The organism is Chryseobacterium sp. L12, assembly GCF_056133985.1.
In genome coordinates this window covers 168,201-190,805 of the sequence record NZ_JBVYOF010000001.1, presented here as the reverse complement: position 1 = coordinate 190,805, position 22,605 = coordinate 168,201, and the positions used below count along the sequence as shown (strand labels likewise).

At 35.1% G+C, this 22,605-nt stretch carries 17 protein-coding genes and 2 tRNA genes; 7 read left to right on the top strand and 12 right to left on the bottom strand.

What is annotated here, in order from left to right:
* Positions 1 to 77: 77 nt before the first annotated feature.
* A tRNA-Leu gene (locus tag AC0NBN_RS00920) sits at positions 78 to 160 on the bottom strand.
* Between the two features lie 35 nt (positions 161 to 195).
* A tRNA-Lys gene (locus AC0NBN_RS00915) sits at positions 196 to 268 on the bottom strand.
* Between the two features lie 115 nt (positions 269 to 383).
* On the opposite strand from AC0NBN_RS00915, the gene AC0NBN_RS00910 reads away from it, so the two are divergent.
* Positions 384 to 899, top strand: a complete 516-nt coding sequence (locus AC0NBN_RS00910; protein WP_160812392.1) for a shikimate kinase — start codon at positions 384 to 386, stop codon at positions 897 to 899.
* Positions 900 to 903: 4 nt separating this feature from the next.
* Here the strand turns inward: AC0NBN_RS00910 and AC0NBN_RS00905 are convergent, their stop codons facing one another.
* The gene (locus AC0NBN_RS00905) at positions 904 to 1,341 is read right to left on the bottom strand and encodes an RNA-binding S4 domain-containing protein (RefSeq protein ID WP_143884745.1); all 438 of its coding nucleotides are present in this window, start codon (positions 1,339 to 1,341) and stop codon (positions 904 to 906) included.
* 55 nt (positions 1,342 to 1,396) lie between these two features.
* On the opposite strand from AC0NBN_RS00905, the gene AC0NBN_RS00900 reads away from it, so the two are divergent.
* On the top strand, positions 1,397 to 2,143 hold the full coding sequence (locus AC0NBN_RS00900) for a hypothetical protein (RefSeq protein ID WP_160812393.1): 747 nt from the start codon (positions 1,397 to 1,399) through the stop codon (positions 2,141 to 2,143).
* A 70-nt stretch (positions 2,144 to 2,213) separates the two neighbouring features.
* Here AC0NBN_RS00900 and AC0NBN_RS00895 read toward each other — a convergent pair whose 3' ends face one another.
* Positions 2,214 to 3,716 (bottom strand): FMN-binding glutamate synthase family protein, encoded by a 1,503-nt coding sequence (locus AC0NBN_RS00895; protein ID WP_160812394.1) that lies wholly within the window; start codon positions 3,714 to 3,716, stop codon positions 2,214 to 2,216.
* A gap of 175 nt (positions 3,717 to 3,891) precedes the next feature.
* Between AC0NBN_RS00895 and AC0NBN_RS00890 the strand changes: the two genes are divergently transcribed.
* Both AC0NBN_RS00890 and AC0NBN_RS00885 read left to right on the top strand, forming a co-directional pair.
* A complete protein-coding gene (locus tag AC0NBN_RS00890; RefSeq protein WP_160812395.1) occupies positions 3,892 to 4,449 on the top strand; it encodes a hypothetical protein in 558 nt (185 codons plus the stop codon).
* Between the two features lie 64 nt (positions 4,450 to 4,513).
* Positions 4,514 to 5,983: a serine hydrolase gene (locus tag AC0NBN_RS00885; RefSeq protein ID WP_160812396.1), complete on the top strand. Its 1,470-nt coding sequence runs from the start codon at positions 4,514 to 4,516 to the stop codon at positions 5,981 to 5,983.
* A gap of 95 nt (positions 5,984 to 6,078) precedes the next feature.
* On the opposite strand, the gene mtaB is transcribed toward AC0NBN_RS00885, so the two are convergent.
* A complete protein-coding gene (gene mtaB, locus AC0NBN_RS00880; RefSeq protein ID WP_160812397.1) occupies positions 6,079 to 7,425 on the bottom strand; it encodes a tRNA (N(6)-L-threonylcarbamoyladenosine(37)-C(2))-methylthiotransferase MtaB in 1,347 nt (448 codons plus the stop codon).
* Positions 7,426 to 7,591: 166 nt separating this feature from the next.
* The gene (locus AC0NBN_RS00875) at positions 7,592 to 9,721 is read right to left on the bottom strand and encodes a S9 family peptidase (RefSeq protein WP_160812398.1); all 2,130 of its coding nucleotides are present in this window, start codon (positions 9,719 to 9,721) and stop codon (positions 7,592 to 7,594) included.
* A gap of 113 nt (positions 9,722 to 9,834) precedes the next feature.
* On the opposite strand from AC0NBN_RS00875, the gene AC0NBN_RS00870 reads away from it, so the two are divergent.
* Positions 9,835 to 10,308 (top strand): hypothetical protein, encoded by a 474-nt coding sequence (locus AC0NBN_RS00870; RefSeq protein ID WP_143884752.1) that lies wholly within the window; start codon positions 9,835 to 9,837, stop codon positions 10,306 to 10,308.
* A 184-nt stretch (positions 10,309 to 10,492) separates the two neighbouring features.
* On the opposite strand, the gene glgP is transcribed toward AC0NBN_RS00870, so the two are convergent.
* Positions 10,493 to 12,157 carry an alpha-glucan family phosphorylase gene (glgP, locus tag AC0NBN_RS00865; RefSeq protein WP_160812399.1) on the bottom strand — a complete coding sequence of 555 codons (1,665 nt, stop codon included), beginning with the start codon at positions 12,155 to 12,157 and terminating at the stop codon, positions 10,493 to 10,495.
* Between the two features lie 197 nt (positions 12,158 to 12,354).
* Here glgP and AC0NBN_RS00860 point away from each other — a divergent pair, with 197 nt between their 5' ends.
* Both AC0NBN_RS00860 and AC0NBN_RS00855 read left to right on the top strand, forming a co-directional pair.
* Positions 12,355 to 13,152, top strand: a complete 798-nt coding sequence (locus AC0NBN_RS00860; RefSeq protein WP_143884754.1) for a hypothetical protein — start codon at positions 12,355 to 12,357, stop codon at positions 13,150 to 13,152.
* A gap of 135 nt (positions 13,153 to 13,287) precedes the next feature.
* Positions 13,288 to 15,384 carry a T9SS type B sorting domain-containing protein gene (locus AC0NBN_RS00855; protein ID WP_160812400.1) on the top strand — a complete coding sequence of 699 codons (2,097 nt, stop codon included), beginning with the start codon at positions 13,288 to 13,290 and terminating at the stop codon, positions 15,382 to 15,384.
* A 70-nt stretch (positions 15,385 to 15,454) separates the two neighbouring features.
* Here the strand turns inward: AC0NBN_RS00855 and AC0NBN_RS00850 are convergent, their stop codons facing one another.
* From AC0NBN_RS00850 to AC0NBN_RS00830, 5 genes are read right to left on the bottom strand one after another with little or no spacing between them, the layout of a single operon-like run.
* Entirely contained in the window at positions 15,455 to 16,468 is a 1,014-nt protein-coding gene (locus tag AC0NBN_RS00850; RefSeq protein ID WP_160812401.1) for a cation:proton antiporter family protein, read from the bottom strand.
* On the bottom strand, positions 16,461 to 18,116 hold the full coding sequence (locus AC0NBN_RS00845) for a voltage-gated chloride channel family protein (protein WP_160812402.1): 1,656 nt from the start codon (positions 18,114 to 18,116) through the stop codon (positions 16,461 to 16,463). The genes AC0NBN_RS00850 and AC0NBN_RS00845 overlap by 8 nt, the downstream gene beginning before the upstream one ends.
* Positions 18,106 to 20,496, bottom strand: a complete 2,391-nt coding sequence (locus AC0NBN_RS00840; protein ID WP_160812403.1) for a hypothetical protein — start codon at positions 20,494 to 20,496, stop codon at positions 18,106 to 18,108. The genes AC0NBN_RS00845 and AC0NBN_RS00840 overlap by 11 nt, the downstream gene beginning before the upstream one ends.
* Positions 20,487 to 21,230, bottom strand: coding sequence for a hypothetical protein (locus AC0NBN_RS00835; RefSeq protein ID WP_143884759.1), 744 nt, complete (start codon positions 21,228 to 21,230; stop codon positions 20,487 to 20,489). Before AC0NBN_RS00835 ends, AC0NBN_RS00840 begins: the two co-directional genes overlap by 10 nt.
* Positions 21,203 to 22,336: an AAA family ATPase gene (locus AC0NBN_RS00830; RefSeq protein WP_160812404.1), complete on the bottom strand. Its 1,134-nt coding sequence runs from the start codon at positions 22,334 to 22,336 to the stop codon at positions 21,203 to 21,205. The genes AC0NBN_RS00835 and AC0NBN_RS00830 overlap by 28 nt, the downstream gene beginning before the upstream one ends.
* Positions 22,337 to 22,605 lie beyond the last annotated feature (269 nt).

Sequence of the window (22,605 nt, the reverse complement as noted above, 5' to 3'; positions counted from 1 at the left end):
GGTCATCAAATTAATTGCGATAAATATAAAAATTTATTTCAGAATTACCAGCAATTTTTTCAATATTTTTTTTGCAGTGCCTGCGACTGGACTCGAACCAGCACATCCTTAGGAAACCACCCCCTCAAGATGGCGTGTCTACCAATTTCACCACGCAGGCTAAAAAACGCATTATCTATGCGAATTTTTCCTTAGTGACCCGGCTGGGATTCGAACCCAGGACCCATACATTAAAAGTGTATTGCTCTACCAGCTGAGCTACCGAGTCGGCCACTTATTATCAAGTTTTCACTATAAATAATGTCCCTTGTTTTTAGTGGTGCAAAGATAGGACTTTTTTCATTATCTCAAAACTTTTTCGCAAATTTGTTTAAAATAAATTCATGATAATTTCACTACTCGGATACATGGGGAGCGGCAAATCTCACATTTCCAAAATATTAAGCGACGAAATAAATTACAAATTAATTGATCTTGATAAAGAGATTTCCAGACGTCAAAAGCTTACCATTCCGGAAATTTTCGAAAAAAAAGGCGAAATCTACTTTAGGAAGCTGGAAAGAGAAGTTTTGGAAGAAATCCTTGCAACAAGGGAAAACACTGTTTTGAGTCTTGGTGGAGGAACTCCTGCTTATTACAATAATATGGAGATCATCAACCATAATTCTAAAAGCATCTTTCTTATGACATCTGTGCCTGTTCTATCTGAAAGACTTTCAAAACAAAAAGAAAAAAGACCGCTTATTGCTAAAATACCTGACGAAGACTTACCAGAATTTATTGCCAAACATCTATTCGAAAGAAATGCTTTTTATTCTAAAGCACAATTCAGCATTAAAACCAATCAAAAAACTCCTGAAAATATTATCCGGGAAATTATAGAAAAGCTCTATCTCTAGAGCTTTAATCTTCGTCTTTATCATTATTATCGGTTTCACCAAAGAAATCGTCCCAATCGGTAAAATCTGAAGACAAATCACCTTCAACGTAATCATCCATATCACGTCTGTCTTTTTTGGTAGGTCTTCCTTCTCCGCGGTTACGGTAGTAATCCTGACTTAGCTTGCGCATTTTAAGCAGTTCCAGCTGCTCTTTATCAGTCACGTCTTTTATGTGCAGGGAAACCAGCTTGGCTCCAATCCTGCTTTTGGGAATCTGAATTACTTTTATTTTATAATCAATTTGGTTTTTACGAATTTTAATAACATCCCCTTCCTTCACTTCTTTTGAAGATTTTACTGCAGAAGTTCCGATCGAAACTCTGTTCTTTTTAATTTCTTCTGCAGCAATTGATCTGGTCTTATAAAAACGAATGCTCCACAAAAATTTATCTATTCTCATAATTTTTTATACTTTTGCCGTTATATTATTTGTAAAGTAATTAAAGTTTTTTGAAATGAAAAAAATATTTTTATATATCCTTGCAGGATCTCTTTGCTTCACTGCTTGTAAAAAGGATGATGAAGTAGAGAGATTTGTAGAGCCTGAAGACATCAATGTGAGAAATTCCTATGATGAGCAAGCAATTATGAAGTTTATGGAGAATAATTATCTCGACAGTCAGGGAAATATAAAAGCATTCAGTGCAACAGATGCTGCAGATGATAATGAAAAAAAACTTTCTGAACTGAACCCTGTAAAACTTCCTTCCGGCGTAATCTACATTAAAAGACAAGGAGCACAGCCTGATCCGGGAGTTGCAATCAATACTGATTCCAGTTCAAATACGGCAAGTCTTATTAAAACCATGATGAGAGCCAACTATTACGTAGCTACTGATACAGATGGAAATGTTTCTTTAAGCTATTACGGTGCACTTGTAAATACTATTGACGGTAATGCCTCACCTGTAACCGATCCTAGATTTTACTATGTGAAAAAATCTGTTTTGGACGGTGCTTCGACAGATGCAGCAAAACAAAGAAGTTACTACGAAATAGAAGGATTACAGGAAGGTCTTTCGTATTTTAATGGTTTTCAGGGGATGGGTAATGAAGCTAATTACAATCTTCAGGGTGTTATTATTGTACCTTCTAAAGCAGCTTTTGCAAGAGACAATAATTTTTATGGTCTTCAGAATGCCACTTTTATATTTAATTTTCAGATTTACGATACAAAAGTAAGACCTGCGGATCAGCAATAAATAATTTTATTATAAAAAAACAAAGCGCATCATTACTTTTGATGCGCTTTTATTTTTATGTTTAAATAATCTATTTTACATTCCCTAAAATATCCGGAAAGTAATGATCTGAAAGATGTTCAAACTCATCCCCTCTCATAAACATTGAGGCATCTACCTCGTCATAGCTTTCTCTTCCTGCTGCTGCAATAAGTTCGTTACACGTATGAAGTGTATTTTTGTGAAAATGGTATACCCGTTCTGCTTTATCGGTAACATCCAGTCCTTTTATCAGCATTTTATCCTGTGTTGCTACACCTGTAGGACAGTTATTATTGTTACATCTCAGTGCCTGAATGCAGCCCAAAGCAAACATAAAACCTCTTGCATTGTTGCAAACATCAGCTCCCATCGCTACAGCCCTCAAAATATCCAGACTGGTAAGCACTTTTCCGCTTGCAATAATTTTCAGTTTATCTCTTAGATTGTAATTTTTCAACGTCCGGTTTACAAAAATCAAGGCCGGTTCCAAAGGCATTCCTACTCCATCAGAAAATTCTGGAGGAGCAGCTCCGGTTCCACCCTCAGCTCCATCAACTGTTATAAAATCCGGATAAATTTTTAAAGCATTCATCTGAACACAGATATCTTCAAACTCTTTGGTATCACCTATACACAGTTTAAAGCCGACCGGCTTTCCATCTGAAAGTTCTCTAAGCTGCTTTACAAAATGAAGCAAACCGGCTGCATCAGAAAAAGCGGAATGAGAAGGAGGTGAAATAATGGTCATTCCCGGCATGACATGGCGGATCTTTGCAATTTCCGGTGTATTTTTCACTGCGGGCAAAACACCTCCATGACCGGGTTTTGCACCTTGAGATAATTTTATTTCTATCATTTTAACATTCGGAAGTGAGGCGTATTTAGCAAATAACTCAGGATTGAATTTTCCTTCCTCATCTCTGCATCCAAAATATCCCGTACCTATTTGCCAGCAAAGATCGCCACCTTCCAAATGGTAAGGAGAGATACCGCCCTCTCCTGTATTATGATAGAATTTCCCTTTCTTGGCTCCTCGGTTTAAAGAAATATGTGCTCTGTCGCTTAATGCTCCGAAACTCATTGCCGATATATTAAACAAAGAGGCATGATAACGCTGGGTACAATCTTCACCGCCAATCCATACTCTTGGCAAGTCTTCTTTGGGACTTTTTGCATAAATAGAGTGTTTTATTCCTTCATATTTTCTGTGATTAATTTCAAGCTGAGTTCCAAACGGAACGGTATCACTCAGATTTTTAGAACGTCTGTAAGCAGCGGCTCTCTGATTTCGCGGAAAAGGTTTCCCGTCTGTTTCTCTTTCTATAAAATATTGCTGCATTTCCGGCGAAATACTTTCAAAAAAATATCTAAAGTAGCCCAATACCGGAAAATTTCTTAAAATAGCATGTTTGCTTTGATTGGCGTTGTAAATACCTAATACATAAATTGCGGTAAGAAGAATCGGAATCCAGTAATGCGCCCTGATCAGCAACGCAACAATCCACGTAAATATAACAAGAATACTTCCCCACAGTAAAAATTTATCTCTCATTCTATCATTATTTACATCAAAGATAAAGATTGAAAAACAATTAAGCTGTCTTATTTTGCTAAAAATTCCACAGACTTTGATTTGAATTAAGAAAAAAATATCTCTTTTGCAAACACAATAATTCTGCATCAACTGAAAGCTTTTGTATATTTGAGCTTTAACATTATAACAAAATATGAGCGTAAGCAAGAAGATTTTAGAAGGCAAATCAAATCAAGAGCTAGAGAAATATATTGCACCTGACAGCAAATTTGTTCCTGAAGCAAATTTGCTTGCTTATGAGATTTTAAAAGCTCGGGGCAGAGAATTTACCACAGAAGAAAAAGAGCGGATCATTTCATTAAATAATAAAAAAGCTCAAAAGAATACAGAGATTATTATTCATCCAAATTATAAAAAATCTGCTGATTTAATTTACATTTCTGCAACGCTGGGAATTGGAAATTTAATCTGGACTTATGACATTTTAAATAGTGGAATAAAAATCTTCATTGCAGTTATTTCTCTAGCCATTATTTTTGGAATCGGTTATTTGGTAAGTAAAGGAACTGAATGGATAAAGTATGTGCTTTTGATACTTTTGATTCTGGGATTGATTGGACTTCCTCTTATTATTATCAATCTTAAAAACGAACCTATTGTCGGAGTAATCAATATTGTACAGACAGCTTTACAAATATGGGCATTAGTTTTACTATTTGTAATTCCGAAAGATGGAAAAATTGAGGTATAAATTAAACCTTTTAGACAACATTCATAATAATCTTATCAATAACCCGTAGTTGGCGGTTCACAAAATGAAAAAACAAATAGCTTTCGTAATATTTTTCCTGTCATTTACAGCTTTTTCGCAGGTTGACAAAAATGATGATTTGTACAAAACCATTCTTTCAAATGACAGCTTACTTTTTGATGTGGGCTTTAATCATTGTAACATCAAACAATTTGAAATTCTGTTGAGTGAAAATTTAAAATTCTACCATGATAAAGACGGGATTTCCGACAAGGCAAAATTTCTCTATGATTTAAAGAATGGTCTTTGCAAAAATCCGGAAACAAGACAGGTGAAGAGGTTTTTGGTAAAAGAAAGTACCGAAATTTTCCCGCTTTACAAAAATGCAGTTCTTTATGGTGCGGTGCATAATGGAGAACATCTATTTTCTGAAAAACGTGAAACGCAAAGCGGAATTGCTAAATTTACCAATGTCTGGCAATTAGAGAACGGAGATTGGAAATTAGTAACTTCATTTAGTTTTGACCATCATCCTTTTGAAGATAATAAATCAGCCAACCCAATTTTTGACAATGATTCTGAAATCGAAAAGTGGTTAAACGAAAAGAAAATTCCGACATTGGGTATTGGCGTCATCAAAAATGGAAGACTAAACCAAATAAAAGTTTTTGGAGAAATTACAGAAGGAATTGCTGCACCTTACAATACTATTTTTAATGTAGCATCGTTAACCAAACCTGTAACTGCAATAGTTGCGTTAAAATTAGTAAGTGCCGGAAAATGGAATTTAGACGAACCTCTTTACAAATTCTGGAATGATCCGGATATAGCCGATGATCCCCGAAGCAAAAAGATCACTACAAGATTAATTCTAAGCCATCAAACAGGTTTTCCCAATTGGCGATGGATGAATCAAGATAAAAAACTCAGCTTTCAATTTGATCCAGGAACGCAGTATCATTATTCCGGGGAAGGAATGGAATTTTTACGGAAAGCACTGGAAAAAAAATTTAAAAAATCTTTACAGCAGCTAGCAGACGAGTTGATTTTTCAGCCTTTAAAAATGACCGATACAAGATATATCTGGGACAAAAACATAGATATGTCACGATTGGCAACAGGCTATGACAAAAACGGGAAAGCGTATGAAACCGTTAAAAATAAAATACCAAATGCTGCTGATGATTTATTGACCACAATAGAAGATTACGGAAACTTTCTGACAAGCATTATCAATGGTGATGGGCTCACAAAAGAAGTCTTTAAAGAAATAACATTTAATCAGGTTGCAACTACTAAAGGAAAGCACTTCGGATTAGGTTTTGAAATATATGATCTTGGAAACGGAGAATTGGCATTATCACACAGTGGTTCAGACAACGGTGTCCAGACAATCTTTTTTATTTTTCCTAAAAATAAAAATGGAATTGTAATCTTTACTAATTCTGACACCGGCGGAAGTGTTTTCGGAGATTTCCTGAAGTATTATCTAGGTAAAAACGGACAGAAAATATATGATATTGAGACAAACTAACAACTACCAACAATTTGGAAATATAATTTTCAATAAAATACTGATTGCAATTTCCAGTTAATTAATACTTACCAGAGATTTATTCAATACTTCAATTACACCTTTTCCAGAAAAGTTTCAAAAGAATTTAAAACAGAAACAGTGCCGTCGGCTTCTATTGTATCAAGCTTTAAAAATTCGATTGTGTTAACAGATTTCTCATCAAAATCTTTTTGCACTCTCACATAATTTTCTGTGAAACCAAACATTTTACCATCTTTATTTTCGTGTTCCCAAAGCACCGGAAGAGTCTTCCCTAGCTGGGTTTGATAGAATGCCATCTTTTTCTTTTCAGATAAAATTCTGAGCATTTTATTACGTTTTTTCCGTTCAGAAATTGGAACAACACCTTCCATTTCTGCTGCTTCTGTATTTTCTCTTTCAGAATATGTAAAAACATGGAGGTAGGTAATCGGAAGTTCGTTCAGAAACTGATATGTTTCCATAAATTTTTCTTCCGTCTCTCCCGGAAATCCTACAATCACATCTACTCCTATCGCCGCATGAGGCATCACTTCACGGATTTTTGAAACTCTGTCGCTGTATAATTTGGTCAGGTAACGACGTTTCATTTTTTTCAGCAGATCATCACTTCCAGACTGCAACGGAATATGAAAATGCGGAACAAAACTCTTACTTTTAGAAACCAGGTCTATACTTTCATCTTTCAGAAGATTAGGCTCAATAGAAGAAATACGGATTCTCTCGATACCTTCAACCTGATCCAGTTCAGAAATGAGATCCAGAAAAGTATGCTCATGTTTTTTATTTCCGAATTCTCCTTTTCCGTAATCTCCGATGTTTACGCCGGTTAAAACAATTTCTTTAATTCCCTTTTCAGCAATTTCTCTGGCATTTTTCAGAACATTTCCGATAGTATCAGAACGGGAAATCCCTCTGGCTAAAGGAATTGTGCAATAAGTACATTTATAATCACATCCATCCTGAACTTTCAGAAAAGCTCTCGTTCTGTCACCAATAGAATAACTTCCAATGAAAAAATCTGTCTCTTCAATTTCACATGAATGCACGATGCCTTCGTTCTGAGATTTTTGCAGATCATCAAGATAACTCAGAATATTGAATTTCTCCTTTGCTCCTAAAACCAAATCCACTCCCTCAATCTGTGAAATTTCTTCCGGTTTCAGTTGTGCATAACATCCAACAATCACCACCAAACCCTCGGCATTGGCTTTCATTGCCCTTTTTACGTGAAGTTTGCATTCTCGGTCTGCATTTTCAGTCACAGAACAGGTATTGATGACATAAATATCAGCTTTTTCGTCAAAACTCACCTTTTCATACCCGGCATCCGTCAATTGACGGGCGATCGTAGAAGTTTCTGCAAAATTGAGTTTGCAGCCAAGAGTATGAAATGCGGCAGTTTTCTGAATTGTTGACATTTTTTTGACACTGAATTTTCTGGGTGCAAAGATAATCAATTTAATATGAATATAATCAGAGTGAATATCTACTACCTTTACAATTGTATTTATAGTAAAAAAACAATTAAGCTGCTTCAATTCTATGAGGCAGCTTAATTATTAATGTTTTTTTTAAAGATCCGACTTAAAGATTTTCTAAAATAAAATCTGTCATTTTCTGGTAAAGCTGAGGTCTGGTCTGTCCGCCATAAATGCCGTGATTTTTGTCAGGATATGCCATAAAATCAAACTGTTTTTTATTTTGAATCAAAGCTTCAGAAAACTCCATTGAATTTTGAAAATGTACGTTATCATCTGCAGTTCCGTGGATCAATAAAAATTTTCCTTTCAACAATTTTGCGTGCGTTGTCGGAGAATTATCATCATATCCTTCCGGATTTTCCTGAGGAGTCAGCAAAAATCTTTCAGTATATACCGAATCATAATATCTCCAGTTGGTTACAGGAGCTACTGCAATTCCCATCTTGAAAACATCTGCCCCTTTCGTCATCGCAAGACTTGCCATATATCCGCCAAAACTCCATCCGAAAATTCCGATTCTCGTTTTGTCGATGTAACTTTGATTTCCGAACCATTTTGCTGCGGTAATCTGATCTTCTATTTCGTATTTTCCAAGATTTTTATAGGTTACTTTTTTAAATCTTGCTCCTTTATAACCTGTTCCTCTTCCGTCTACACAGGCAACAATATAGCCTTTCTGCGCAAGCATTTCAAACCAAAGCGCATTCCCGTTATCCCAGGAATTGGCAACCTGCTGCGATCCCGGTCCCGAATACTGAAACATGAAAAGCGGATATTTTTTCTTAGGATCAAAATTTTTCGGCTTAATGATCCACGCATTCATCTGATCTCCCGCTGAGTTGGGAATTGTGATAAACTCTTTTACCGAAAAATTATCAGACTGTAGTTTTTTAAGCTGTTCGTCATTATTCTGAAGCTCTTTTACTACTTTTCCGTTTCCGTCTTTCAAAACAAAAGTATAAGGCTTTGATGCTGTAGAAGAAGTCTCAATGAAATAATTGTAATTTTTGCTGAAATTGGCAGAATTATTTCCTTCAGCATTGGAAATCAGCTGAGCTTTCCCGTTTTCAATACTGATTTTTGAAACTACTTTATTAATACTTCCTTTTTCTGTAGACTGAACGTAGATTTCTTTAGATTTAGGATTAAAACCATAATAATCTGTCACTTCCCAATTTCCTTTGGTAACCTGTTTTTTAAGTTTACCGTCTTTGTCATACCAGTATAAATGTCGGAAACCATCTCTTTCAGATCCCCACAAGAACGAATTGTCATCCAAAAATTCTAAGGTAATATTATCTGTATCAATCCACTTATCATCTGTTTCCGTAAAAAGTTTTTTCACTTCTCCGGTTTTGGTATTTACTTTCAAAACATCTGATGCATTCTGCGTTCTTTGAGAAGTCACAAGAACTATCTCGTCGGCAGCAGAAGTCTGTATTACATTAGGGATATAATAATTTTTGAAACTGTTAAGGTTTATTTTGCTCAGTTTTCCGCTGCTAAGACTAAAAATATGGGCAGAAACTACTGAATTTTTTTCTCCGGCTTTAGGATATTTATACCTTATCTCTGCAGGATAAAGCATTTTTCCATAGATCGGAATGTAAATTTCCGGAACCTCTTTTTCGTCAGACTTTACAAAAACGACAGCATCAGAATTTTTGGTCCATTCATATAATCTTGCATGACCAAATTCCTCTTCGTAAACCCAGTCTGCTAATCCGTTGAGAATTTCATTTTTCTTGCCATCCTGAGTAATCTGTGTAATTTTGCCTGAAGAAAGATCCTGATAATACAAATTATTTTCAGCTACAAACGCTACTTTAGAAGCATCAGGAGAAAATCTGGGTTCCTGAACAGGTTTTCCCTCATTCAGAGTGATTGTTTTTCCTGTTTTCAAATCTTTTACATCATACATTCCTAAAAATGAATGCCTGTAAATCGGCTGGCTTTCTTTCAACAAAAGAATTTTAGATTCATCATCAGAAAATTCATAGCTTTCAAAATTACCATCAACAAGATTTCCTTCTTTTTGAGAATTTTTGTAGGAATATTTAGCAATTCCTCCCTTTTCAATGACGAGATAATTTTCGCCATTTTTCATGGAGGTAATTCCGGCAATTCCTTTTCCGCGGTAATATCCAGAATATATTTTATCTAATGTAATTTCCTGAGCTGCAAAATTGTGAAATACAACTGCAAGACTAAGTGTGAGGATGAGTTTTTTCATTGTAAAATTGTACTGAATTCCAAAGATAAACATTTTATTAAATCCATGATAAATCTCAAGCATCAGGTTTTGGCAAAAAAATTGAATAACTGTAAGTATTAAAGTCAATAATTATGGAAACTAAAGACAACGAAAGAAAACTAAATCGTTATGATCTGGAAGATCAGATTTTATACACCGGTTTTTCAAATTTCGATGATGCCGAAAACTATGCTCAGACCGAAAACGGTGAATTGGTTGAGGTAGCCTTCAAAGACGGAAATGACAATCCGGAGGTCAGCAATGAAGCTGACTTATTGGAAAAGAAACTTCATTACTCTGTAAAAGCAGGTCCCGAATATAAATTTATTCATTCATCAGATGAAGCTTTCAGACAATATGCTGATGAACTGCAAAAAATAAAAGCTAAACTGGAAGAATCACCGCCCGATGAAAGATATTTGGCCAACTTTGAGCTGGAAAATGCAGAAGATCCGATTATTGTTTTAAAAAATGATCAATTTGAGTCGGTGACATCACGGGAACGATCAAAATATCTGAAACATGCGAGCGTATATGAAATAGGTGTTTCTACTAAAAAATCTTAATGAACTTGTCTAAAATAGATAGCGTTCCTACGGAACGCAGAATGGTTTTGAACATTATTTCTACACAGATAAAACTCTAAAGGAGTTTGCAACAAAGTGAATTTTAATTTACTTTAAACAACTTCAATAAAAAATCGGTTTGAAAGTATTCAGACCGATTTTTTTTAGTTTAAATATTAGATCACTACGATTTATGGTTGTATAAACTACTGTAGTATTCGTCTGCCATTCTATCGCTGTTGAAATAATTCTTTACATCTTTCATTGAATTATGCTGAATTTTTCTCCATTGATCTGGCTTATCATAATATATCGGCAGTACTTCGTTCTCCAGAATGTCATATAATCTGTTGAGATCATAATTATCCTGTTCATAAATGCTCATATTCATGTAATCTGCCTTTGGAACAACAAAAGAATTTACGCCATGTTTAGCAAACTCTGGAATCCAGCCGTCATCGGTAGAAAGATTCACAGAACCGTTCATTGCGGCCGTCATTCCTGAAGTTCCCGAAGCTTCCCTCGGAACTCTGGGATTGTTGAGCCACAGATCCGAACCTTGTTTCAAAGATTTGCTTAAAGCCAGCTCATAACCCGTAAGTACAGCCATATTCTTATGATTACTGCTTTCTTCCACCAACGTATTAAAGGTGGAAATAGAGGTATAATCCATCGGATATGGTTTACCTGCCCAAATGATCTGTACAGGATATTTCGAGTTATTCAGCAGCTTTCTGAATCTTTCTTTATCATGAAGAAGCAAATCTGCTCTTTTGTAACCTGCAAATCTTCTTGCCCATACAATGGTAAAAATATTCGGATCAAATAAATCTCCCGTCTGATCTGCTACAATTTTAAATAACCTTTTTTTCAGCAATTTTTTGCGGTAATCAAAGATTGTGTGATTGTTTTCGTCTTTAGCAATATACAATTCCTTATCGCCCCAGTATTTGAATTCCTGTGCATTGGTAATTGAGGTAATTTCGCAGATTCCTCTGTATTTGCTCCACATTGCTCTGGAAACTTCACCATGAAGTTTAGAAACACCGTTGGCAATTCTTGCCATTTTCAAAGCACAAAGTGAATGATTGAACATTTCCCCTTCACTACCTTCAAGCTCCTTCACTTCATCAATGCTTAATCCTGAAAAATAAGACATATCATAGCATAATTTCAGGTTATGCTTTTCGTTTCCGGCTTCTTCGGGAGTATGAGTGGTAAAAACTAATTTCTGTTTTACCTTTTTTAAATTTCCATTATATTTTTTGAGGAGATGAAAAGCAGCCGGTAATCCGTGTGCCTCGTTGAGATGATAAACATCCCTTTCAATATTCATTTCATCCAGAAGCTTAGCACCACCTTTACCCAACAAGATGTACTGAGCCAGTTTTGTAGATTCGTTGGCGTCATATAATCTGTGACAAATAGTTTTTGAGATATGATCATTTTCCGGAACATCTGTAGAAAGGAAAAACATCGGTGCAGTATTGAAAATTTCAGGATCCAGATACCAGACTTTTACCCAAACCGGAGCACTGTGAATCTCAATCTGAAATTTTATCCCGGTATCTTCCAGAAAACTATACATTTTTTTTGTCCAGACCGGCTGTAAAGTCTGATCGTGATTTCTTGCCTGATCATAATAGCCGAACTTCCACAAAATTCCTATTCCCACAAGATCCTGATTAAGATTATAAGCGCTTCTCATGTGAGAACCTGCCAAAAATCCCAATCCGCCGGAGTAGATTTTCAAGACCTGTTCGATGCCAAATTCCATGGAGAAATAAGCAACTTTCGTAGAATATTTAGGGTTGATGCTGTAAGGTACTGTATAATTTTTAAAATCCATAAATCATTTGTTTGTGTTAAAAAGAAACAAAGGTATTGAATAAGAAAATAAACTCTGTATTAATTATTTAATAAATTATTTTAAAAAGCTGTACAGAATAATAATTTTCTTTACCTTTAAATGTAATTTTTTGATAATCAAAACCTTCAAAACTAATTTCCAGATTTTGTGTAAGTATTCATTTTAAATACAGCACCATGAAAAGAGCGTTTTCTGAAGAAGATTTGGTAAAAAATCTCAGTTTGTATTATCTCAATAAGCATTTGAAAAAAAAGCCTATTGAAAAATATCATCGTACCATAGATGAGTCGCAGCTTCACGAGCGTGAAAAATATAAGAAAAAGACAGAAATTCTTTTGCTGAATTCATTTATGCATCATTTTCCCGAAATCACTTTTGAAAACCTGACTTGCGAAAGCCCTGATTTCATTGCTAAATTGAATGATAAAAAAATCGGAATTGAACTTACAGAAGTGATCAATCATCTCGAAATGAAAAAAATTGAAAGCAATCTGAATAAAATTTTCCGTCAGGCTGAAATATTACTGGAACAGGAAAACGCTGCGAAATATCGTGGCGTTTATTTTTTGGAATTTCATCCGCATCTCCGGCTTGAGAGTCTCGAAAAACAACAGGAAATGATTGTAAACATTTATAAAAGCATCAAAAAAGAAAAACCTTTCGGGAACGTAAAAAGTCTGCGCAAATCATCCCACCGAAGAAACGTGTTTATTACCCATGAATACAATATGAATTTGTTTGATGAGCTGTGTTCTGAAAAAATTGTAGAACTGATTGAAAAGAAAAATGAGAAATTCCCCTACTACGACAATACTGTTGATGAATGCTGGCTTGTGATTGTATCGGATATGAATTCTATTGCCTCAAGATATACTTTTATTCAGGATCGGGAACATTTAGACTCAGTAAAAAGTCCGTTTCACAAGATACTGCATCTTGAAAACTTATATGGAAATATTACAAGCATCAAATAATACCACATATTACTAAAAGATTAATAACAGAAAGTATTTTTTCTTATTTAAATGATATTATTTATCCTAAAAAAGTGATTTTTAATTAAAATTCATTATATTTGAAATACCTTTTAACCTTAAAATCAATTAAATATGAAAAAAATTCTACTATTTATTCTTTTTTGTGTTTCATCATCTTTTTCCGCTCAGGCAGATTGCTCTACTGCATTATCAGTCTGCGGAAATTCTACCATAACCTACAGTCCTTCCGGAATTGGAAACGTTAATGAATCGTTGGGAGGCTGTCTCACCAGTGGTGAACACAATTCGATCTGGTATAAACTTACCATTGCTACAAGCGGAACACTGACGTTTGATCTCGTACCAACAGATCCAAATGCGGATTACGACTGGGCTATTTACGGACCCAATGCTTCCTGCGGAGCACTCGGATCTCCCATTCGCTGTAACGCAGCAACAGTTATTGGAGTAGGCGCATCGACAGGACTGAATATGAACAGTACAATAACCAATGCAGCCGGAGGTTCGCTCACACCTTACTGCCAATATCTTGATGTGACTGCTGGACAAACCTATTACCTGTATATTGATAACTGGGTAGGTGCGGGAAGCTCAACTACAGCACCTTTTTCATTAACCTGGGGCGGAACCGCAACCTTAGCTTCACCGTTTACCAATCCTGCGCTTCAGCCCAATCCTTTTGCACCTCCCGGAGTTGCTGCAACAAATCCTAATGATCCGAGAGAAATTCTTATCTGTGTAAGCCCTGCAGTTTTTAATTTCAGTACACTTTCTACAGGAATTTTAAATTCAAATCCAAATTTTACGATTTCGTATCATACTTCTCAAAATGATGCGCTGACAGGGGCAAACCCAATTACCACTCCGCAAACGGTAAATACAACTACAGTTTATTATTACAGTATTCATTATCAGGATCCTGCTAATCCAAATAACCCTCTTAATTCTTGCAGACAAATTGGTACATTTAAATTTAAACAAGGTAATATTGTTGCTAATGATGTAACTATTTATGCCTGCAACAATAATCAAAGCGGACAGGCTACTTTTAATCTTACTACTGCCAATGTATTTTCCGGTACAAATGTGACGATTAAATATTATCTGTCTATGTCAGATCTTAATGCGGGAACATCTCAGATCTCAAATCCGGCACAATATCTTTCTGCTCAAGGAACAATTTATGCCTTGGTGACTACCACAGAGGGATGTTCTGACTCCGCAGCGATTACCTTAAGTTTTTACCCCTCATTTGCAGTAAACGATACTACTTTAAGAGTTTGTACTTTAGATCCCGAATCAAAAACTGCATCTTTTAATCTTACCATCGCCAATGTAACATCACAATCGGGAACAACCAAAAAGTTTTATCCTTCTGTGACTGATGCTGTTAATCAAACCAATGAAATTTTAAATCCTCTAAATTTTATTGCGCCCAACTCATTTGTATACGCAAGAGTAACAGATAATAACGGATGTTATAATATTGCAAAAATTACTCTGGAAGTTATTCCACCGGTTTATTCTACCGTATTGAAAGATAAAACAATATGCATGGAAGACAGAACCACACTGGATGCAGGAGCAGGATTCAGCGGATACGAATGGAGCACGGGAGCTACTACACAAACTATTTCGAATGTAGGAGTGGGAACTTATTGGGTAAAACTAAAAACAGGAGACTGTATTTCTATGCAGACGGTGAGAATTTATCCGGCTGAAAATCCTGTAATTACCAGTGTAAGTATTTCAAATACCACTGTTACCATCAATGTAAACGGAGGGACATCACCTTACCAATATTCAATAGACAACATTAATTGGCAGGATTCTAATGTCTTTAGTAATCTGAAAAGAGGTGATCATAAAATTTATGTAAAAGACCTGTATGATTGTACTCCGATTGAAATTTCTATAGTGGTTCCTAATATCATCAATGTTATTACTCCAAACGGTGACGGATATAACGACTCAATAGATTATTCTGCATTAGCCAATAAGAAAAATCTGGTTTTTGATGTATATGACAGATACGGAAATATGATTTTTCATGCTGATCAATCTAAAAATTATAAATGGGACGGAACTTCCGGAAACAAAAAAGTGCCTACCGGAAACTATTGGTTTTCTGTAACATGGAATGAAAATGATAAAAACAGCACCCTAATGAAATACTCCGGTTGGGTATTAGTAAAAAACAGAGAATAATCTAAACTCTGATAACCATGAAAAAACCGCCAACCGGCGGTTTTTTTTTATTGCATAAAAGGCAATCCCTTTAATTTCTAAAAATTCTATTCTTTCCGGTTTTATACCTTGAAATATCTTTCAGAATAACCTCATCAGACGGATTAAAATATTTCAGCTCATTAACAATAGAAGAATTTTCATCTGCATTTTCAGCAATAATTTCGTAAGCAATATCCCTCGTTACAGACTGAAGCTTATGATCTTTTTTAAACTTATGTTTCATCGCTTCCAGATAAATCAGTTTCTTTTCTGCGGGAGTAACTTTATATAATTCCTGAATTTTATCATTCAACATATCCACATCATTAATATTCATAAAATAATTATTCAGGCAATTGAAGGCATCTTTATTTTCATTCCAGCCTTTCAAAAGAATTTCCTGTGCCTTTTCAGGCATTTCCATTTTCTTTCGATAAATAAGAGAGCCTTTCAACATTTGGTTATTATTTACATAATCATCCACCATCATCTGATAATAAGTATTGGCATTTTTCATATCATTCAGCTGCTTATACAAATCTCCTACTTTTTCTTTCTGCCCTAAATCTTTGTATAAATCTATAGATTTATGAAACTGTTTTGCTTTTTCGTAGCAATAGGCAGCTTCAGATTTATTTTTTAGCTTTTTAAGATAAATAACTGCTGCCTCATTATACAAGTCGCCTTCTTCCAGCGTTTTAGCGCTCCGATAATTATCCTGAAGCAAATTCATATATACTTTTGCCGCACGGGTATATTCTTTTTCATCAATATATTTCTGCGCCAGTTCTTCATACTTATTTCTCAGTTTATCAAATAATGCTGATTCCAGATAAAAACTGCCATTGCCTGATCTTTTTCTTCCTGAAGAGTTTTTTTCTTTATCTTTTAAAGATGTTAAAACTAAAAAAACAATGAATGCAATTACGAGAAACAGCACCAAAGTTCCCACTACACTCCAGAAACTTTTGTGAAAAAGCTGCGCAAATATTCCGATCAGTTTGAAGATTGCCAGAATAAAAAATGCAGCCATAAATTTGTCTATATACTTCTGCTTATTCATCTTTATCGGTATTTAAAATAGTTTTGTCTTCACTGAAAAGACGATAGAGCACCAGTATAACTGCAATCACGAGTATCCAGAACAGCCAGTTGTAGCCGAACATTTCTACCAAAGGATAAAAAATATAAACCAGCATCCCCACAAGCAGAACCATAAGAAATATTTTCATTCCCTGAGAAAGATTATCACCTCCCAAATGAATCTGTTTCTTTTTGAAGAGCCTGAAATACAGCGCAATTCCTCCTGCTATCAAAACAATCAGTCCTAAAATTTCAGAAAGCGAAACGCTTTCAGGTTGATCATCTGACGACACATTATTTCCTTCCAGATAAGACTGAGGATTTTCCGGAATCTCAAATACAGGCTCAATGGTTCCGTAAAATCTCCCCAGAGAATCTTCCATCATTTTTTGTTTTTTCGTAAGAACAGATTTCAATATGCCTTCATCTGCCTGATTTCCGGTGCCGGACTTTTTAAGTGAATCTAAAACTTCATCCTGAACTTTCTGCATTTTTCTGACAACAACTTCCTCTATTTTCAGGCTGTAAATTCCTTTCAGCGAATCTTTTGATTTTTTTTCGTCTTCCCTGTATTTTTGAATGTCTTTTTCTACTTCTTTCATTGATTTCCCACGGAAAGATTCAGATTGAGCCATTGTAAAATCATTCATCAGCTTTCCTCTCCTTTTTCTGTATAGAGAATCTATTTTCTGGTTGATTTCTGTAACTCCCGATTTGAATGCTAAAATATTTTCGGCTTCTTTCTGACTTTCAACATTGCCTACAAATTTCTTCTCTCCGGCTTGATTTTCATCTTTATTAAAATAAAACCCGATTCTTGCTAAAGCCAGTACAATCAAAAACATCCAAAAAACCCAGCGGTATTTTTCTGAACCTGAACTTTTTGAAGAATTGCTTTCTCCAAAAATTTTATTCCACCACGAATTTCCAAATCTGAATTTGCTGAAACCATCTCCTCTTGAAGTTCCCATAATATCAAGCGGAACGCCAAGTTCAACTGCTCTGTCGGGATATTTTTCAATATATTTTAAATATTTTTCGATTTCTTTTTTGTTACCTGCCATCACCTTTTTCATATCAAAAGGCAGGTTTTTCATCCATTCTTCTTCAGCTTGCGGCTTTTCCAGCGACTCCAGAACTTTTTCGTCATCCATTTCAACTATAAAACTCCTGATTTCAGAAGGAATTTCCACACCGTTCAAAGGTTTACGAATTGTCTCGGCTGATAATTCCGGATCCTGAATGAGAGAAAGCCAGTTGATTTCTTCATTTAACTTCACCAAACCAAATTCGGGATGCATGATGAGGTATTGTGCTTCAATATTCTGCCATTCTTCAGGATTTACTTTAGGATAAAAAATGGTGTTTTCCGGAATGAAAAATTTGTTTTCAACGCATTGAAAGTAAGAATTTTTTCCGATTTCATTCGGAACCAGATTTTTGAAAATCAGGAAACATCCGTACAAAACATTCGGCTCATCTGAAGGAACCGGGAATGAACTGACTTCATCCAGATCAATATTTAAAAGATCCATTTCCCGAAGCCATAAATACGGTGCAGAACCTTTGATTAAAAGTCCTCTTTTCGGATAAGAATTTTTCGGAAAAGGTTTAATTCTAAATTCCATAATCCAAAATTTGATCTATAAAAGGTGCTAGATATTCCTCATACATTTGCTCTGTTGTTTTCATTTTCAGCAGATTTTCCTGCGGAAGAAAATATTCTGAGCCTGAAAATTCAGTTTTGGTTCCGATTGCCAAATATCGTTGAATGGAAGTCGGGATGTAAAAAGCAGGAATATTTTTGTTACTGCTATTGAAAGTCATCATTCCACGAGAGTCTGTGATAATTTCACTGCCTTCAGAAAAAGTAAATTTGTTCTTATTTTTTGTTGCAAATATTTCAACCTTTGATTTGTTTTTTGTTAAAATTAATGCTTCGTTGTAATCAGGTTCCAATGCATATTTAGATATAACCAAATCTTTTGCACCATTGATTCCTATGAAATTAAAATTACTCAGCACTTTATTAGAACCATATTGCAATCTTTCCAATTCCGTTTTTACTTTTGTGTTGCTTTTGGTTATTTCAGGATCATTCTTTACCGATTCTAAAGATATCTGTCCGTCAATATTTATTTCAAAAATCCATGGTGAATCATCATTTCTCAGATAAAATTTTCTGTTGAAATAATTTACTTCAAAATTTAACGGAATTTTATGTTCAGATAAGTTTAGTTCAGAATATTCTTTTGTATTCAGATTGAGTTTAGAAATCAGTTTTTTGTCCGGTTGATATTGGCACAAAATGAAATGCTGCTGTTTATTTTTTGCCAATGCAAACTGACCTCTCGGCTTTACCGAAATATTTTCGATCAAAACCTCACATCCACGATGAATTCTATATTGGTCATAATATTCCCGATTGTAATAATTATCTGAAAGATAAGTTTTCAAAAGCTGTTTTTTAGCACTTAAAATGAAAAATTCACCTTCATATAAAAATGCAGCAATCTTGTTTATTGGTATCGGAAACAAAATCGGGTAATTTATCGGAACATCAGTTGCTTTTAAGCTTCTTCTATGCAGATCCTCATTTTTATGGGTCTTCTTCGGCGGATTTGCCCACAATTCCTGCAATGGCAGCATGATTTTCTGAATGTGTTTTCTCGTCCCTTTATGGTGCTTGTAAAAGTTCAATTCACCATTTGCGGAAGTCGTCACCAAAAATTTCAGACGGTCTCTGTTTTCATGAATAACTTTCTGAATTTTTTGATGATTTAAGTTCTCCTGATTAGTGATGAAAAATACTTCCAGATCGTTCTCTGTATGCTCTTCGCTAAAAAACTTTTCGAGTGTTTCTGAAACTTCCAGAACCGGACTTACATGATTTTGGTTTTCTATTACCTCTTCTACCCTGTTAAGAGAAATCGGGAAAATATCATTTCCTAATGCAAAAACTTTACATTCTGAATGCGCTTTTGGATGCTTGATAACTGCAATTGCCGATGCAAACGCTAAAATTTTCGGGGTTCCCCAGTTTTTCAAAGAAGTATCAATTAAAATAATTCTTTCAAAAATATTTTCATCAGGTGGAATTTCCCTTTGAATAAACAACGCTTCATTGTTCGCAATACGGTTCATGAAAACCTCATCCTCATTGGCAAATTCGGACAAAAGCATTTTGTTGAAATCACCCTTGTTGGTTATATCCGAGATTCCTCCAATCGGCTGTTCTCCCGGCGAAAGATGGCGCATCGGGACTTTCAGACCGCTCCAGATTCTTTTAATTAAGCTTCCGATCTGAAATGTTTTCGGCTCTTCAATGAGTTCCTGAATAAAATCTTTATCAGTTTCAACGGTGGTTTCTTCTTCCACCACTTCATCTTCCAGTTCCTGAATATCAATAATGCCTTTCATTGCATTAATAATAGATTCTGTTGTTGGAAATTTACTATTTAAACTGTTCAAAACCCTTAAGTCTCTGGAAAATTTAGCAATCGTTATTTCGATTTTATTTGCCGAAGCACCTATTAAAAAAGGAGATTTTTTAAGTTCTGACAGAATTTCTTTAGAGGTACGAACGCTAATTGAATTGAAATCATCAGTAAACAAAGTCTGAATTAATAAAATCCGGTTTTGTCCTTTTTTATAATTTGAAGGCAGATGATTGAGATTATTTAAAAATCTTACCGAAGGATCAATAAAATCTCCAATATACTTTACTGAGCTCATGGGATTTTTCCTAAGCAGATTCTCAAGACTTATTAAATCAATATATCCCTCGTTTGTAGCATAAAGAACCAACAAAAAAGGACTAAACAAAGGCAGCCCGTTCTCCAAAGTATTGAGAACTTCTATAATATAAGAACGATAGGCAATAACGCCAATATTAGGAATAGAGATGAGATTATTTTCGTTATATCCGCTATCATCCTGAATATCATCATCGGTTGTCCATTCCCAAATAAAATCCTCGTACGACTGAAAATACTCTTTTACATCCATTCCAAAGATTTTTCTGTTAAACGAAATGAACTTACAGATAACTTCCGGAAATCATCTTTATTAAGATGCAAAACATTTCCGCTTTCGTTCCATAAAAGCCATTTTTCATCACATTCATTGTACTTTTTCTGCAATAAAACACTCAGATTTTTAAATTCAAAATCAAAACCGGTTGGCAAAAAATGCCCGTCCTTCTCCCAAAATGTTTTTCCAGGGAAACTAAGTAATGGTATTCCGGTAAACAGTGCCTTATTTCCAACCACAATCCAGTTGATTTTTTCTAATTTAAATTTAGGCAAGGTTATCATTACATCCTTAATTTCAGCAATCGAACATAATAAAACCGTTGCAGGATGCTCTTCTTCGCTGGGTTTCAGTTTGACTTCAATTTTTCCATCAATTCCAAAAAAATTATTGTTGGAAATAGGAAATTTTAGCCTTAAAGCTTTATCAATAGGAGTCCAGAGCAAAGCCGTTCTCATTTTTTTGCTTGGAACCAGAGCCTCTTTCCTGAATAAAAGTCCGTCTCTTAATTCATAAAGCAGAAAATTAGGCAACTGCTGAATTTCAGATGAAACAGCCTGTTCGTCGGTAAAACCTTTCAGCCAAACTACGTCTTCCTCCAAGGCAATCTGAACATTTTTCCAGTCACGGATGGAACCCAGAAAATCTTCATCTGCACGCGGAATTTCTGCCCAGAACTCTTTTAGACTGTTTGAAGGATCTTTTGCCATAGACTTTCAATTTCCTGTTGAATGTACTGTTTCTGTTCAGGATTTCTGATCCACTCGCATCGCGTCTGAAGATATCTTAGTTTATCTTTGATCACGTTCTGCTCTTCAAAACTTAAAGAACCCTGATTCCATCTTTCAATCAGGATTTTTACATCTTTCATCACTTCTTCCGGATTCGGCGTTTTGTTTTGCATTGCCTGAGGATGAGATTTGGGGTTGTCATCTATTTCAATCGTTCTGTTGATGATGCCTTCTAAAATCTCAATCTGTTCTTCGGTATCCCAAATATGTTTCAGCACCCACAAATCTGACAAAATGGCTTCGTTTCTGCCACAAATTAAAGCACTTGCTGCGATGAGGTTCTGTAATTTTACGGCTCTACGATCAGAAATAGCAATTCCTGTATTTCGGAGATTGATGATTGTATTTAAATATACTTCGTAAATCGGTCTCAGATCGACTGTTTTACACAAATTCTGAAGTTCTTTTATTTCGTGGGAGAGAATTTCCGGAGTTTCTGTTTCGGTATTGTTTTCCAGTTTTCTTCCGGCTAAAAGTACCTGCTGAAGAAGATCAGGATGAACATAATCTACATTAATTCTGATCAGAAAACGATCGAACAACGCATTCAATGCTTCGTCTTCAGGAAGAACGTTGCTCGCTCCCACGAACATGAGCGCAGGAAGATGTTTGGTTTCTTTTCCTCTTTTAAAAATCTTTTCATTTAAAGCCATCAACAGGGAATTCAGAATGGCTGAATTAGCATTGAAGATTTCGTCCAGAAAAACCATGGATGCTTCGGGCATCATTCCTTCTGTGTTGGTTAATAATTCTCCTTCTTTTAATTTTCTGATATCAAAAGGACCGAAAATTTCGTTCGGCTCGGTAAAACGGGTTAATAAATATTCGAAATTTTTTCCGTCTTTTACTGTTTTTGCCAACGTTCTTACAATGGCAGATTTTGCGGTTCCGGGAGGTCCGTACAAAAATGCGTTTTCTCTTGCCAAAAGGCAGATTCCCAATAAATCGACGACGTCATTTTTTCCGACAAATGTATCTTTTACGAAGGTTAAAACCTTGTTTAATTTTTCTATATTTTGAGTCATGTGTTTTTATATAATAATTTTTGACTTCATTTTTAATTGCAACTGTTTTTTTTGACGCAAAGTCAGCAAAGTTTTTTTTTTGACTACTAATGGTTTTTAAGTTCGCCAAGGCGTTTGACTACGTCGAATCTTCGATTTCACTTAAGAAAGCGAGCAAAGTTCTACATTTATAGTTATTTTTCTTTTTTGATAAAAATTATTTCTTTTCTGAACTGTTTTTTAGACGCAAAGTCCGCAAAGTTTCTTTTGACTACTAACTGTTTTTAATT

Coding starts and splice junctions, on each gene's coding strand:
- AC0NBN_RS00910 (WP_160812392.1), top strand. CDS start 384: ATGATAATTTCACTACTCGGATACATGGGGAGCGGCAAATCTCACATT.
- AC0NBN_RS00905 (WP_143884745.1), bottom strand. CDS start 1,341: ATGAGAATAGATAAATTTTTGTGGAGCATTCGTTTTTATAAGACCAGA.
- AC0NBN_RS00900 (WP_160812393.1), top strand. CDS start 1,397: ATGAAAAAAATATTTTTATATATCCTTGCAGGATCTCTTTGCTTCACT.
- AC0NBN_RS00895 (WP_160812394.1), bottom strand. CDS start 3,716: ATGAGAGATAAATTTTTACTGTGGGGAAGTATTCTTGTTATATTTACG.
- AC0NBN_RS00890 (WP_160812395.1), top strand. CDS start 3,892: ATGAGCGTAAGCAAGAAGATTTTAGAAGGCAAATCAAATCAAGAGCTA.
- AC0NBN_RS00885 (WP_160812396.1), top strand. CDS start 4,514: ATGAAAAAACAAATAGCTTTCGTAATATTTTTCCTGTCATTTACAGCT.
- mtaB (WP_160812397.1), bottom strand. CDS start 7,425: ATGTCAACAATTCAGAAAACTGCCGCATTTCATACTCTTGGCTGCAAA.
- AC0NBN_RS00875 (WP_160812398.1), bottom strand. CDS start 9,721: ATGAAAAAACTCATCCTCACACTTAGTCTTGCAGTTGTATTTCACAAT.
- AC0NBN_RS00870 (WP_143884752.1), top strand. CDS start 9,835: ATGGAAACTAAAGACAACGAAAGAAAACTAAATCGTTATGATCTGGAA.
- glgP (WP_160812399.1), bottom strand. CDS start 12,157: ATGGATTTTAAAAATTATACAGTACCTTACAGCATCAACCCTAAATAT.
- AC0NBN_RS00860 (WP_143884754.1), top strand. CDS start 12,355: ATGAAAAGAGCGTTTTCTGAAGAAGATTTGGTAAAAAATCTCAGTTTG.
- AC0NBN_RS00855 (WP_160812400.1), top strand. CDS start 13,288: ATGAAAAAAATTCTACTATTTATTCTTTTTTGTGTTTCATCATCTTTT.
- AC0NBN_RS00850 (WP_160812401.1), bottom strand. CDS start 16,468: ATGAATAAGCAGAAGTATATAGACAAATTTATGGCTGCATTTTTTATT.
- AC0NBN_RS00845 (WP_160812402.1), bottom strand. CDS start 18,116: ATGGAATTTAGAATTAAACCTTTTCCGAAAAATTCTTATCCGAAAAGA.
- AC0NBN_RS00840 (WP_160812403.1), bottom strand. CDS start 20,496: ATGGATGTAAAAGAGTATTTTCAGTCGTACGAGGATTTTATTTGGGAA.
- AC0NBN_RS00835 (WP_143884759.1), bottom strand. CDS start 21,230: ATGGCAAAAGATCCTTCAAACAGTCTAAAAGAGTTCTGGGCAGAAATT.
- AC0NBN_RS00830 (WP_160812404.1), bottom strand. CDS start 22,336: ATGACTCAAAATATAGAAAAATTAAACAAGGTTTTAACCTTCGTAAAA.